12 protein-coding genes are annotated in these 12,602 nt (G+C 36.2%); 2 read left to right on the forward strand and 10 right to left on the reverse strand.

Annotation, left to right across the window (positions count from 1 at the left end; genetic code table 11):
* Nucleotides 1-150 precede the first annotated feature (150 nt).
* The 4 genes from ACP8HH_RS12700 to ACP8HH_RS12715 all read right to left on the reverse strand — a co-directional run bounded on the left by ACP8HH_RS12700 (nucleotide 151) and on the right by ACP8HH_RS12715 (nucleotide 5,189).
* Complete coding sequence (locus tag ACP8HH_RS12700; protein ID WP_438311850.1) at nucleotides 151-798, reverse strand: hypothetical protein; 648 nt, start codon at nucleotides 796-798, stop codon at nucleotides 151-153.
* 67 nt (nucleotides 799-865) lie between these two features.
* Nucleotides 866-1,795 (reverse strand): EamA family transporter, encoded by a 930-nt coding sequence (locus ACP8HH_RS12705; RefSeq protein WP_438311851.1) that lies wholly within the window; start codon nucleotides 1,793-1,795, stop codon nucleotides 866-868.
* Nucleotides 1,796-1,848: 53 nt separating this feature from the next.
* A complete protein-coding gene (gene metA / locus ACP8HH_RS12710) occupies nucleotides 1,849-2,757 on the reverse strand; it encodes a homoserine O-acetyltransferase MetA (RefSeq protein WP_438311854.1) in 909 nt (302 codons plus the stop codon).
* Between the two features lie 371 nt (nucleotides 2,758-3,128).
* Nucleotides 3,129-5,189 (reverse strand): catalase, encoded by a 2,061-nt coding sequence (locus tag ACP8HH_RS12715; protein WP_438319164.1) that lies wholly within the window; start codon nucleotides 5,187-5,189, stop codon nucleotides 3,129-3,131.
* 187 nt (nucleotides 5,190-5,376) lie between these two features.
* On the opposite strand from ACP8HH_RS12715, the gene ilvA reads away from it, so the two are divergent.
* Complete coding sequence (gene ilvA / locus ACP8HH_RS12720) at nucleotides 5,377-6,651, forward strand: threonine ammonia-lyase IlvA (RefSeq protein WP_438311855.1); 1,275 nt, start codon at nucleotides 5,377-5,379, stop codon at nucleotides 6,649-6,651.
* Between the two features lie 44 nt (nucleotides 6,652-6,695).
* On the opposite strand, the gene ACP8HH_RS12725 is transcribed toward ilvA, so the two are convergent.
* Both ACP8HH_RS12725 and ACP8HH_RS12730 read right to left on the reverse strand, forming a co-directional pair.
* Nucleotides 6,696-7,013 (reverse strand): thioredoxin family protein, encoded by a 318-nt coding sequence (locus ACP8HH_RS12725; protein ID WP_438311858.1) that lies wholly within the window; start codon nucleotides 7,011-7,013, stop codon nucleotides 6,696-6,698.
* Between the two features lie 158 nt (nucleotides 7,014-7,171).
* Nucleotides 7,172-8,263, reverse strand: a complete 1,092-nt coding sequence (locus ACP8HH_RS12730; protein WP_438311859.1) for a branched-chain amino acid aminotransferase — start codon at nucleotides 8,261-8,263, stop codon at nucleotides 7,172-7,174.
* Between the two features lie 256 nt (nucleotides 8,264-8,519).
* On the opposite strand from ACP8HH_RS12730, the gene ACP8HH_RS12735 reads away from it, so the two are divergent.
* The gene (locus tag ACP8HH_RS12735) at nucleotides 8,520-8,855 is read left to right on the forward strand and encodes a DUF5658 family protein (RefSeq protein ID WP_438311861.1); all 336 of its coding nucleotides are present in this window, start codon (nucleotides 8,520-8,522) and stop codon (nucleotides 8,853-8,855) included.
* A 33-nt stretch (nucleotides 8,856-8,888) separates the two neighbouring features.
* Here the strand turns inward: ACP8HH_RS12735 and ACP8HH_RS12740 are convergent, their stop codons facing one another.
* The 4 genes from ACP8HH_RS12740 to ACP8HH_RS12755 form a co-directional block, all read right to left on the reverse strand.
* Nucleotides 8,889-9,632, reverse strand: coding sequence for a DUF2161 domain-containing phosphodiesterase (locus tag ACP8HH_RS12740; RefSeq protein WP_438311863.1), 744 nt, complete (start codon nucleotides 9,630-9,632; stop codon nucleotides 8,889-8,891).
* Between the two features lie 82 nt (nucleotides 9,633-9,714).
* Nucleotides 9,715-10,512, reverse strand: coding sequence for an ABC transporter ATP-binding protein (locus tag ACP8HH_RS12745; protein ID WP_438311864.1), 798 nt, complete (start codon nucleotides 10,510-10,512; stop codon nucleotides 9,715-9,717).
* Nucleotides 10,505-11,539: an ABC transporter permease gene (locus tag ACP8HH_RS12750; RefSeq protein ID WP_438311866.1), complete on the reverse strand. Its 1,035-nt coding sequence runs from the start codon at nucleotides 11,537-11,539 to the stop codon at nucleotides 10,505-10,507. The genes ACP8HH_RS12745 and ACP8HH_RS12750 overlap by 8 nt, the downstream gene beginning before the upstream one ends.
* 17 nt (nucleotides 11,540-11,556) lie before the next feature.
* The gene (locus ACP8HH_RS12755) at nucleotides 11,557-12,540 is read right to left on the reverse strand and encodes an ABC transporter substrate-binding protein (RefSeq protein ID WP_438311867.1); all 984 of its coding nucleotides are present in this window, start codon (nucleotides 12,538-12,540) and stop codon (nucleotides 11,557-11,559) included.
* Nucleotides 12,541-12,602: the final 62 nt, after the last annotated feature.

The following is a 12,602-nucleotide window of genomic DNA, read 5'->3' on the forward strand; positions in this document are numbered from 1 at the left end:
AATAAATAATAGTCTGTTATTATAATATTGTCAATCCTTTTTGAATTTAATTTGTAAGCGATTTCATTTCTTTTAATTAAAAAATAGGCTCTATAATGATGGATACAAAAAAGTCTAACCCTTTATAGTTAGACTTTTTTTGGTATTGAATTAAATATCTTTCGTCTCTTTTTCTTCCATATTCCTGTCTCTACCTTTAACTAGTCTGGAAACATAAGATGTTGAATTCGTATAACTTTGTTCTATTTTCCCAGCAAAAATTTGTGTCCGTTCAAATAAAACGGATTTATAATAGTCGATTTGCTTTAGAACCTTTTCCATCAATGCCTCTTGATTTTCTAGACGTTTTTCGATTTCAACTAGTCCGACTTCTTGTTCTACTAACTGTTTGACAATCGTTTTCTGAGAATTTGATTGTTCATCTATTTTACTCGCTAAATCCTTCTCTACTAATAGCGAGTTAGATAAGACATACTGTTGGGATTTATTTTCAATATTTATTTTTTCAATCCAAATTGAAGTGTTATTCTCAAATACTTCATGACGATAATCCAATTCTTCCAACTTATCAAACTGATTGCCAATTCTGTCTGACTGTTTGATAAGCCTTTGCTCTGTTTTCTTCATAGTTTTTTCAAGATTCCACAAAGAGTGTTTTAATTTGTCATTCTCACTCCTTTGTTCCTTTAGTAATTCTGTTACGTCGTCTGTTTTAAATGAATTTTGATTTGGTTCAATTCTATTCCCACTGTTCTTATAAACACCAGGATGTTCCCTCTCATTCATAAATAATGCCATTCATATCCCCCCTTAGTTTGCGTATTCTTTAGCTTATGCAATTATCTAAAGAAGGGAGTTTTTTAATTTATACAGCAATGCTTTTCTTACTTTTCGACAGAGATAAAATCATAATTGTTGCTAATATACATGCAGTTCCTAGCCATTCTTCTAAACCAAACGCTACATGAAGCCACACAACGGATAGAAATGCAGCTGAAAGTGGTTCTACACAAGCTAGTAAACTTGTTTCGGTAGCACTTATGTATTTTAAGCTTTCTAAATAACAAAAAAACGCGATGATTGTTCCACCTATAATAATAAATACGACAGCAAAAAAGGATTGCAAGTCCCATTGGCCAATGAAATTCCAAGGAGGATGTACAAAACTAAATGCAATGCCTCCTATTAACATTCCCCAACCAATAACAATACCTGAACCCCATCTAGCCAATAGTTTAAGTGGATACAACGTATAAAAGGCCAAAGAAAACGCCGATGCTATGCCCCAAAATAAAGCTAATTTGGAGATTGCCAAACTGCTCACACTTCCTTTTGTAACCAATAAAAATGTCCCAAAAAGTGCTAGTGCTACGGCGAAAGTTTCGGTTTTGGATGGTGCCTTTCGAACGCGAAAAGCCATATAGCAAACAATCATTACGGGTGCCAAATACTGAATAACTGTCGCAGTAGCAGCATTGGAATGTTTAATAGCAGCAAAAAAAGTGTATTGGACTGTAAGCATTCCCATAATACTAAACAAGATTAGACTTACTGCATCGTATTTATGACGCCAAATATCAAAAACACTAACTTCTTTTTTTCTATTTGAAATCAATAACATTACTACCCCTGAAATCAGTAATCGAATAACAACTAGCCATTCAGCACTAAATGAGCGCTGCTCAAATAAGAACTGAGCAACTGTGCCCGAAACTCCCCACATTATCGCCGCAATTAAAACGAGCACAATTCCAAACATTCTTGGATGTGCTCTCATATTAGTTTTATTTTCCATTAATCTGTATCACTCAATCCTATACTTATTTTCAGTTTTAGCTCGTTGAAGTATTATTCCCATTCATAAGGTGTTTCTTGGTAAACATAGTAGTTCAACCAATTCGAAAACAGTAAGTGAGTATGCGACCTCCACGTGTTTAGGGGGGCTTGACTCGGATCATCGTTCGGATAATAGTTTTCAGGGACGTCCACTTCCACACCTTTGGCATGATCCCGTTGATATTCCTCAGCTAACGTTGTTGCATCGTATTCAAAGTGACCCGTGATCATTATATGTTTCTCATCGTTTGATAAAACAATAAATGCTCCTGCATCTTCTGATACTGCCAGTAACGTAAGTTTTGGATTATTCCTAATCTTTTCTGATGAAACGGATGTATAGCGAGAATGCGGTGCATTGAATTCATCATTAAAACCACGAACAAGTTTAACGGTTGAATCAGATAGTTGGTGCGAAAAGACACCAAAACATTTTTTCGTTAATTCATGTTTATCAATTCCATAGTGATGATAAAGTGCCGCTTGCGCTCCCCAACATATATGCAAAACAGATGTTACGTGATTTTTTGACCAATCCATAATCGCAACTAATTCTTCCCAGTAGTTCACTTTTTCAAATGGTAAATGCTCAATGGGAGCACCTGTAATGATCATTCCATCAAATTTTCGATGTTTTACTTCTTCAAATGTTTTATAAAATTCGTCAAGATGATTTTTACTGATATTCTTAGATTCATGTGTGGCCATATTTAAAAATGTAATATTAACTTGTAATGGAGTGTTTCCTAACAATCTTAATAATTGTAATTCCGTACGTTCTTTTTCAGGCATTAAGTTTACGATAAGTATGCTTAAGGGACGTATGTCCTGCAATATTGCTTTATCTTCGTCCATAACAAAGATTTTCTCTTCTTTTAGTAATTGTCTGGCTGGTAAATGCTTATGTATATTAATTGGCACCTTTTCATCTCTCCCTAAATAATCTTATCTAACTTATCTAATTAATTTGAATATGTATATTATATCACAATGGTTTCGTATGAGCGATAGTTCCGTCATTTGTGTCTCTAGTTGCACGAAAGGCTCGCGTTTGTGGGATTGGGGTTTCTATGTGTTTGTGGTTTCCAAGACCGCTTGGCGCTTGGCGATGGCCTTTCGTGTTGAGCCAGATAGAAGTGCACTATCTGTCTCAGCACTTCGGCTCACGCTTGTCGCTTCTACGCTGGATTATGTTTTGTAAGGGTGTACAGTATAGTTTGTTTTACAAGGGTATTTTATTCATGCCAAAAGGTCCTTATCCATGATTATAAATGGATAAGGACCCAATGATCTTAATAGATGTCTCTAGTCCAAAAACGTTGTTTTGCAATTGCTTTTACAAATGTATTACCGAAATCTGATGTTGAGGAATCGATAACGATACCTGGTCCTTCTTTTGCATTTGAGGCTTTAAAGAACTTTTGACCTGTTGTAGCAACTCCAATAGGTTTGTAGTGTTTGAAGGATTCATTTATAAAATAGGTAATGTCACTTTCAAATTTTGCTTCATTTTCAGAATTCCCGCCTACGATGTATAGTGCATCAAATAAGACAGGAGATGTTGTTAGGAATGTTTCCTCGACAGCAACTTGATAGTTATCTGAACTTCTAATAGTACCTAGTTTTTCGCTCACGATTTTCACAATGACTCCTGCATTCATAAGCGTTCTAAGAGTAGCTAATACTTCTGCCCCTTTAAAACCATTGCCTATTAATACCCCCACTGTTAGTGTTTGTGGTGTTTTAATGGTGTTCTCTTGGCTTAGTGCTGGTGACGAATTTGTTACCGGTACTTGTTCTCCACTAGGTCGTTTGACGCCAACATTCACTGCAATAATTGTAGCCATTTCTTTATCAACTTCCACGAACATATCTACTACTCTTTGCCTAATATCTTTGCTATTCACTTTTCCAACCTCGAATGTAAAGGCATCAATGATATGCTGTTTTTCGGGGACAGACATACTATTCCAAAACAGTCTTGCCTGAGAGAAATGATCTTTGAAAGAATCACTACGAGCTTGAATTACTTTACCTTCAACCTTTTCCGCATAATGAACGTAACCACCCTCCGCAGCCGTAGATGTCGAAGGGGTATTATTTGCAAGTGTATTATTATGGTAGGCTACTTCACCGATATCAATTCGCTGCCTACTAAAGCCATCTCTTTGATTATTGTGAAATGGACATACTGGACGGTTAATTGGAATTTCAGCAAAATTCGGCCCACCTAAACGAATGAGCTGTGTATCTAAATAAGAAAATAATCTTCCTTGGAGAAGAGGATCATTTGTAAAGTCAATTCCTGGTACAACATTCCCAGGATGAAATGCGACTTGCTCAGTTTCTGCAAATACATTATCGACATTTCTATTCAACGTTAGTTTACCAAAAATCTGTACGGGGACTATCTCTTCTGGCCAAATTTTCGTTGCATCCAGAATATCAAAATCAAACATGAATTCATCTTTTTCTTCAATCATCTGCACTCCAAATTCCCATTCTGGAAAATGCCCTTTTTCTATTGATTCCCAAAGATCTCTTCTTTGAAAGTCAGGGTCCTTACCGGATATTTTTTGTGCTTCATCCCAAACAAGTGAATGTACGCCCAACTTTGGTTTCCAGTGGAATTTCACAAAATGTGCGATTCCTTCTGCATTGACGAATCGAAACGTATGCACACCAAATCCATCAATCACACGAAAATTTTTAGCAATTGCCCGATCAGACATAAGCCACATTATCATATGAGCTGATTCTTGGTTGCTGACAACAAAATCCCAAAAGGTATCATGTGCAGAGGAAGCTTGGGGAATTTCGTTATGCGGCTCAGGCTTAACTGCATGAATTAAATCGGGAAATTTAATCCCATCTTGTATGAAAAAGATAGGAATATTATTACCAACTAGATCATAGTTTCCTTCATCAGTATAAAACTTTGTAGCAAAACCTTTTACATCTCTAACAGTATCGGCAGAACCTTTACTTCCAACAACATTTGAAAACCTTGTAAATATTGGCGTTTTTGTTCCAGGCACCTGAAGGAATCCAGCTTTAGTATAATCCTTCATCGACTTATACAATTCAAATTCACCGTGCGCTGCATACCCTCTTGCATGAACGACCCGCTCTGGAATTCGTTCGTGATCAAAATGTGTTACTTTTTCACGAAAATGAAAATCTTCCATTAATGTCGGTCCACGAACGCCCGCTTTTAATGAAAATTCATCGTTCGAAACTTTCAGAGCCTGATTCGTCGTCATTTTCTCCCCGTAATTATTCACACGATATTGTTCTAACTGTTCATCTTTACTATTCTTGTTATGTTCCAATCCATCCGAGGATTTTTTCATATTATCCCCTTTCGTATTTTTCACTTATTATGCATATGATCTTTTATGCAATCCATCCTCATTATTTATATGCTTTATAGACAGAGTATGGAACCCAGTACTATATATAAGGTTTAGAATATTCACACGTTACGTCTGAATTATGCTATAATAAAAAGATGTTCAATTAATATAGGAGGTAGTGAAAATGACCATACAAGCAGAAAATCCACAGACAAAGAAATTACAAGTCGAAGACATTTTAATCGCATATCAAATGCTTAAAGATGTGGTCGCACACACACCTTTACAAAAAAATGATCGTTTATCCGAAAAATACGATTGTCATGTATATATTAAAAGGGAAGACTTGCAACATGTCCGCTCGTTTAAATTACGTGGTGCTTATTATAAAATTAAAACGATTGAGGAAAGTGCACGCAAACAAGGGATTGTCTGTGCTAGCGCCGGAAATCATGCACAAGGAGTTGCTTTTGCTTGTGCTCACTTGGGGATAAACGGAAAAGTCTTCATGCCACAAACAACTCCCAAACAAAAAATTGATCAAGTGAAGATGTTCGGTAAAGATCGCATTGAAATTATTTTAATTGGGGATACATTTGACGAATGTTCTATTAGCGCTGCAGCTTGTGCTGAATCAGAAGGCAGGATATTCATTCACCCATTCGATGATTATGACATAATTGCAGGCCAAGGTACTGTGGCTGTTGAGATTATGAATGATATTGAGGAATCCATTGATTTTGTATTTTCGAGCATCGGTGGTGGCGGACTAATGTCTGGATTATGTACGTATATTAAAAACTTATGCCCACACACGCAAATGATTGGCGTTGAACCCGAAGGTGCAGCAAGTATGAAAGCCGCGTTAGAAAATAAAGGCGTAATATCACTTGATAAAATTGATAAGTTTGTGGATGGTGCAGCCGTTGGACGCACAGGACAAATTACTTATGAAATCTGTCGTAAGTACTTAGATGATATTGTCGTCGTTCCTGAAGGTAAAGTATGTACATCGATTTTAGAATTATACAATGAACATGCGATTATCGCTGAGCCTGCAGGCGCACTTCCAATTGCCGCATTAGACTTTTATAAGGAAGAAATTAAAGGGAAGTCTGTTGTATGTGTAATTAGTGGTGGAAATAATGACATTAGTAGAATGCAGGAGATTAAAGAAAAATCATTAATGTTTGAGGGATTACTACATTATTTTATAGTTGATTTTCCACAACGTGCTGGTGCATTAAGACAATTTCTAGATGAGATACTTGGTCCTGATGATGATATTATTACTTTTGAATATACCAGGAAAAATAATAAAGAAAGTGGTCCTGGATTAGTCGGAATTGAATTAAAAAACAAGGAAGATTATGAAGGACTTCTAAAAAGAATGGGACAAAGTGATTTTACATTTACAGATGTAAAAAAAGGAAGTACCTTATTCGACCTACTAATATAAATGAAAAAAATACCAAAAGGACGATTTAGTCCTTTTGGTATTTTTCAATTTGACAAACTATTGATAAATCCTTCAATTTCATCCTGAGTTTTCCGATCTTTACTAACGAACCGTCCAACTTCTACACCTTCATGAAATGCGACAAAACTTGGTATCCCAAATATATCGAGTTCCCCACATAAATCTATGAATTCATCACGGTCAACAGATATAAATTCATACTCTGGATAATCGACTTCAATTCTTGGAAGTATTGGCTCAATCACTCTGCAATCTGGACACCAATCGGCAGTAAACATAAAAATGACACGTTCGCTCTTTTTTAGTAACTCATACTGTTCTATTGAATTTAATTTTTCCATTATTGCTTCCTCCTAAAATATCTATACACGCGGAATATAGAGTGTACTTGATTTACTATAACCGCAAACCGAAAATTCATTTTATGTAAAAAGCTAGCCATTCACATGGTTAGCTTTTTACTTATTCTATATAATATAAGTCCATCAAAACATCTTGATTACACTTGGTTAATTGGTTTGTCTACTTCAACGACCCACCCAAATGGGTCTTCAATTTTACCCGTTTGAATATCTGTAAGCGTATTGTATAATCTTTCGGAAAGTTCTCCCATTTCGCCATTATTAACGACCAACTTTTCATCCTTCCAATTGAATTCACCAATTGGAGAAATAACAGCAGCTGTTCCCGTTCCAAATGACTCATCTAACAAACCATTCTTTTGTGCCGTTCGAATTTCCTCCATTGAAATCTTTCGCTCAGTAACTGGAATCTGCCAATGCTGTAACAATTGAATTACAGATTTCCGAGTGATACCTTCCAAAATGCTACCGTTTAAAGCTGGGGTAATTACTTCACCATTGATTTTAAAGAAGATATTCATTGCACCTACTTCTTCAATATACTTCCTTTCAATCCCGTCCAACCAAAGAACTTGTGCATATCCTTTTTCCGCAGCAACCTGTTGTGCTTTTAGACCGGATGCATAATTCCCAGCAGTTTTGGCCATTCCCGTTCCACCCGCTACTGCCCTGACATATTCATTTTCAACAAGAATTTTAACAGGGTGAATACCTTCTTTATAATAAGAGCCAACTGGAGATAAAATAATCATAAATTGATATTTCTTAGATGGGGATACGCCAAGATATGCTTCAGTCGCGATAATAAAAGGTCGAATATATAGTGAAGTTCCTTCCGCTGTAGGTATCCACTCTTGATCAATTTCAAGTAGTCTTTTCAGTCCTTCAAGTGCTAACTCTTCATTTACTAGTGGCATACACAAGCGTTCACTTGATTGGTTTAAGCGTTTCATATTTTGTTCTGGACGAAATAGTTTTATTGTTCCATCTTTCGAAGAATATGCTTTCAATCCTTCAAAAACAGTTTGACCATAATGGAATATAATAGAAGCCGGATCTAATTGAAGAGGTGCATAAGGTTCAATTCTGTGATTCGTCCAACCCTGACCTTCAATATAATCTGCACTGAACATATGGTCTGTAAAAACTCTTCCAAACTCCAAATGATCTGATGATGGTTTTTCCTTTTTCGAATCTGTTAAATTCACTTGGATCTTGAGTGCTGTCATGATGTTTCTATCCCCTTAGATTTAATTTTTATATTTTAATTCTAAAAAATACATATGAATCAATACCTTATATGATATATGACCTAACCCATATTATACAACTAAAATAACGAATTAACAGCTTATTTGCATAGTATAATATCAAAATCTGAAAATAATTTAAACTTCCAAAGTATATAAGTCCATCTAACCCCATAAGCTAACTCTACAAGTATTGGTACCTTAACAAATTACCAGTTAAAGGTGGTTGAGCGGCATGTGGAGTTTAACGGACCAGATACCTAGTAAAAGAGGTTTGGTCAAACCATGTCTACTTTTAGTAGTATTAGCTGTTCTGGATTCTATTTTCACCGATATTGGAATCCGGAACAACATCATAGATGAGGCAAATCCAATTATGTATTATTTTTATAACCAAAGCGCTATTGCTTTCTATGCCATTAAAATTACTCTTCCACTGCTCATGTTGTATATTCTTACACTAATAAAACCAAGACCTTATCTACGCATTTTAATTATTTTCACTATATTCCTATACAGTATTATAATTGCTATGCATATTTTTTGGATAACAATTAGTGTGTCCATTTAAAACTTTTTCTACAAAACATCTTAAAATAACTAATTATGGCTTCTCAATAGTAAGTTCTACAATCTTCTGCATATAGAAATTAGTTATTTCGGGAATTGCATTATATTCGGACAAGCCCCGTTCTGAAACGGAGTAAATTCCCCGTTCAATCTTTTCAAACCAACTGTAATGGTTCTCATACAAAATGGAATAGGTCTTTTCTCCAGTCCCCAAATCACGTAAATTCTTTGCTGACAAAGGACCGTAATGTTCCAAATAGCATGCAATTTGAATACAACTTTCTTTATAGGCTGTCATAAGTTTTGTTTTGTGACTTCCTCCTACATTATAATCTCCCAATCGACCGTTAATTTCCTCTACGAGCTTCGTCCTTCTCTTTCTGCTTCGTCTCATACTTCTGTCCCTGTCAAAGGGTTCCGGCTCCAAAACAACGTCCATATGCACATCATTCTCGTAAAATGAAACCGTTATTAACCCGAGTTCTAATCGTCTCATTAAATGGCATATATCCTTCCACTTCTTAGAGCGCAAATTGTAACTGGGTTTTGGAATTGCGATATAAACTTTTTCGGTTAATCGCTGTCTTTTTGATGCCTGAATAAGAAGTTCAATGGATAAGGACAGTTTCAGCTCTATAATAACCAACTCATCATCTTTTAACGCAGTCACGTCGCAATCCATCACTTCGGCATTCACATGATAACCCTGTTTTGTAAAATATTCTTTTATTGGCTGATATAAATCGATTTCATATCTTTTCTTCTTTTTATCAGTCATAGCCGTTTCACACATCCTAAAAAAGACGTAATCAGCTCTGGTAGGATAACTGAATACGCCTTTTTGATAATAATATTCTGTATTAGACTCCTAATAAAGCTTTATCACTTGTTAACTTTTCGCCGCGGATTCTCTCGAACTCATCCATTAGCTTTGGAATTGTTAACCCTTTTTTCTCTTCGGCTTCGATTTCCAAAATAATTTGACCTTTATCCATCATGATTAAACGATTTCCAAGGTCTAATGCTTGTTGCATATTATGAGTAATCATTAATGTTGTTAACTTGTCTTTTTCAACGAGTTGTTTTGTTATATTTGTTATTAATTCCGCCCGTGATGGGTCGAGGGCAGCTGTATGCTCATCTAAAAGCAAAATTGAAGGCTGTGTAAAAGTCGCCATCAGTAAAGAAAGAGCTTGTCGTTCTCCTCCTGAAAGCATCCCTACTTTCGCATTCAATCTATTTTCAAGATTCAAATGGAGTGTTTCAAGAGACGTTCGAAAAAGTTCACGCCGTTTTTTATCTACGCCTCTTCTGAAAGATCTCTTTTTATTGCGAGAATAGGCCATTGCTAGATTCTCTTCAATAGTCATTGTTGGTGCAGTTCCTGCCATCGGATCCTGAAACACTCGTCCAATCATTTGTGAACGTTTAAATTCCGGCAATTTTGTAACATCTTTGTTCGCAATTATTATTTCACCAAAATCAGGGGAAAGTGTACCGGAAATCATATTCAACATCGTCGATTTTCCAGCTCCGTTACTTCCAATCACAGTTACGAAATCACCTATTTTTAACTCTAGGTTAATTTGATCGAGTGCAACTTTTTCATCAGGTGTTGCTTCATTGAAAACTTTATTAATCTGATTGAGTTTAAGCAAGGGTATTCCCCCCCTTCTTCAGGGAATGTTGGAGTTCGGCTAAACGCTCAGCATGGCGTCTTGCTTTTCGTTTCTTTTCTCGCCTTTTTTCAAAGTATTGCGGTAAAATAAGCGCAGCAATTACGATAACAGCGGTTATTAGTTTCATATCGCCAGTATCTAAAAACTTCACTCTAAGTGCAAGTCCAAGTACAATTCGATAAATAATTGCCCCGGCAATTACCGCAAGAGTTGTTCTCATAATTGTTTTTGTTCCGAAGATTGCTTCTCCAATAATGACCGAAGCTAGACCGATAATAATCATACCAATTCCCATACCTATGTCTGCAAACTTACTATACTGAGCAATTAATGCACCAGCGAATGCGACAAGGGCATTTGAAAAGCCAAGTCCAATAATTACAAGATTATCCGTATTTGCGGACAAACTTCGAATCATTTTCTTATTGTCACCAGTCGCTCTTATTGCAAGACCTATTTCAGTTTTCAAGAACCAATCTACAATAAACTTTATAAGTAGTACAACAATTATCATGACGATTAAAGTGCCCCAAGTAGAAGGTAAATGTTCGAAACCAAGCATACTGAAAAAGCTATTGATGGATTCGTCGATACCTAAAGAACCCCAAAACGTATGGAACTTTGTAAATAAAGTCTCCGCATTTAAAAGTGGAATATTTGGACGTCCAATCGAATTTTCCGAGGTCAGTCCCATAATACGTAGATTAATGGAATACAAGGCAATCATCATTAAAATTCCTGCAAGAAGGGCATTAATTTTCCCTTTTGTATGAAGCAATCCCGTTACACATCCAGCAAGGAAACCAATTACGATAGCGACGATTGTTGCAAGTATTGGATGATATCCGAAAATAATCATAGTAGCGGCAACACCGGCACCTGTAACGAAACTTCCATCAACTGTTAGATCTGGAAAATCAAGCACCCGGAATGATAAATACACTCCGAGTGCCATAATTGCATAGATGATTCCTTGCTCCACGGAGCCAAAAACAGCTGAAAACATGTAGAATCATCTCCTATTTATTCAATAAAATCGGCGTTCCACTCATCTTTAATTTCAAGATCAATTTTAGTTGCCGTATCTTTATTCATTATAAACATTAACTTCTGTGGAACTTGAACAGGAATATCTGCTGGTTTTTTGCCGTCTTTCAAAATTTTAACAGCCATTTCTCCCGCTTCATATCCAATGTCGAAGTATTCAAATCCGTATGCTGCAAGTCCGCCTCGTTTAACAGAGTCAAACTCACCGACCATCATTGGTAATTTGTTCGCATTTGCAACGTCAATAACCGACTCAAGTGCATTTACAACTGTATTATCAGTAATGATATACAAAGAATCTATTTTTCCTATTAATGATTCAGTCGCTTGTTTAACATCTGCTGAAGTTGCTACTGCAGCTTCCACGACAGTCATATCCATGTCTTTTAACATTTCTTTAACAGCGTTTACTTGCGCTACTGAGTTTTGTTCACCCGCATTATAAACCATACCTACATTTTTCGCATTTAATTCTTCTTTAAGAAATTTCATCGTATTCGAAATTGCATCTGGGTGGGAGTCGATTGTACCAGTGACGTTGCCGCCTGGACTTTCATTAGATTTAACTAGCTCGGCACCCACCGCGTCAGTTACTGAAGTAAAAATGATTGGAATATCGGTTGTCTTACTAACTGCCGCTTGTGCACTAGGAGTCGAGTTTGCGAATATTAAATCCACATTTGCAGCAACTAAGTTTTCAGCAGCTGTAATACTTAGACTAGGATCACCTTGCGCAATTTGCGTATCATACTCCACTTTCAATCCAGCGTCTTCCAGTGCTTTTTTAAAGCCATCCGTGGCTGCGTTTAGAGATGGATGCTCAACAATTTGTGTAATACCAATTATATATGTTTTTTCATCCCCTGCCGAAGTAGATTCCTTTTTCTCTCCTCCACATGCGGCAAGCATTAATGCAGAACTAAAAATAATAATCGCGAACTTCTTCCAACTTTTTTTCATTCAATTTCCCCCTTTTATATAAAATACTATTTTTTGAATTAATCCAATTCAATTAATAATTT

The organism is Sporosarcina sp. FA9, from assembly GCF_051550205.1.
GTDB lineage: Bacteria > Bacillota > Bacilli > Bacillales_A > Planococcaceae > Sporosarcina.

What these genes read in the sequence shown, in the direction of transcription:
- ACP8HH_RS12700 (WP_438311850.1), bottom strand. Translation starts at nt 798, where the DNA reads ATGGCATTATTTATGAATGAGAGGGAACATCCTGGTGTTTATAAGAAC.
- ACP8HH_RS12705 (WP_438311851.1), bottom strand. Translation starts at nt 1,795, where the DNA reads ATGGAAAATAAAACTAATATGAGAGCACATCCAAGAATGTTTGGAATT.
- ACP8HH_RS12715 (WP_438319164.1), bottom strand. Translation starts at nt 5,189, where the DNA reads ATGAAAAAATCCTCGGATGGATTGGAACATAACAAGAATAGTAAAGAT.
- ilvA (WP_438311855.1), top strand. Translation starts at nt 5,377, where the DNA reads ATGACCATACAAGCAGAAAATCCACAGACAAAGAAATTACAAGTCGAA.
- ACP8HH_RS12725 (WP_438311858.1), bottom strand. Translation starts at nt 7,013, where the DNA reads ATGGAAAAATTAAATTCAATAGAACAGTATGAGTTACTAAAAAAGAGC.
- ACP8HH_RS12730 (WP_438311859.1), bottom strand. Translation starts at nt 8,263, where the DNA reads ATGACAGCACTCAAGATCCAAGTGAATTTAACAGATTCGAAAAAGGAA.
- ACP8HH_RS12735 (WP_438311861.1), top strand. Translation starts at nt 8,520, where the DNA reads ATGTGGAGTTTAACGGACCAGATACCTAGTAAAAGAGGTTTGGTCAAA.
- ACP8HH_RS12740 (WP_438311863.1), bottom strand. Translation starts at nt 9,632, where the DNA reads ATGACTGATAAAAAGAAGAAAAGATATGAAATCGATTTATATCAGCCA.
- ACP8HH_RS12750 (WP_438311866.1), bottom strand. Translation starts at nt 11,539, where the DNA reads ATGTTTTCAGCTGTTTTTGGCTCCGTGGAGCAAGGAATCATCTATGCA.
- ACP8HH_RS12755 (WP_438311867.1), bottom strand. Translation starts at nt 12,540, where the DNA reads ATGAAAAAAAGTTGGAAGAAGTTCGCGATTATTATTTTTAGTTCTGCA.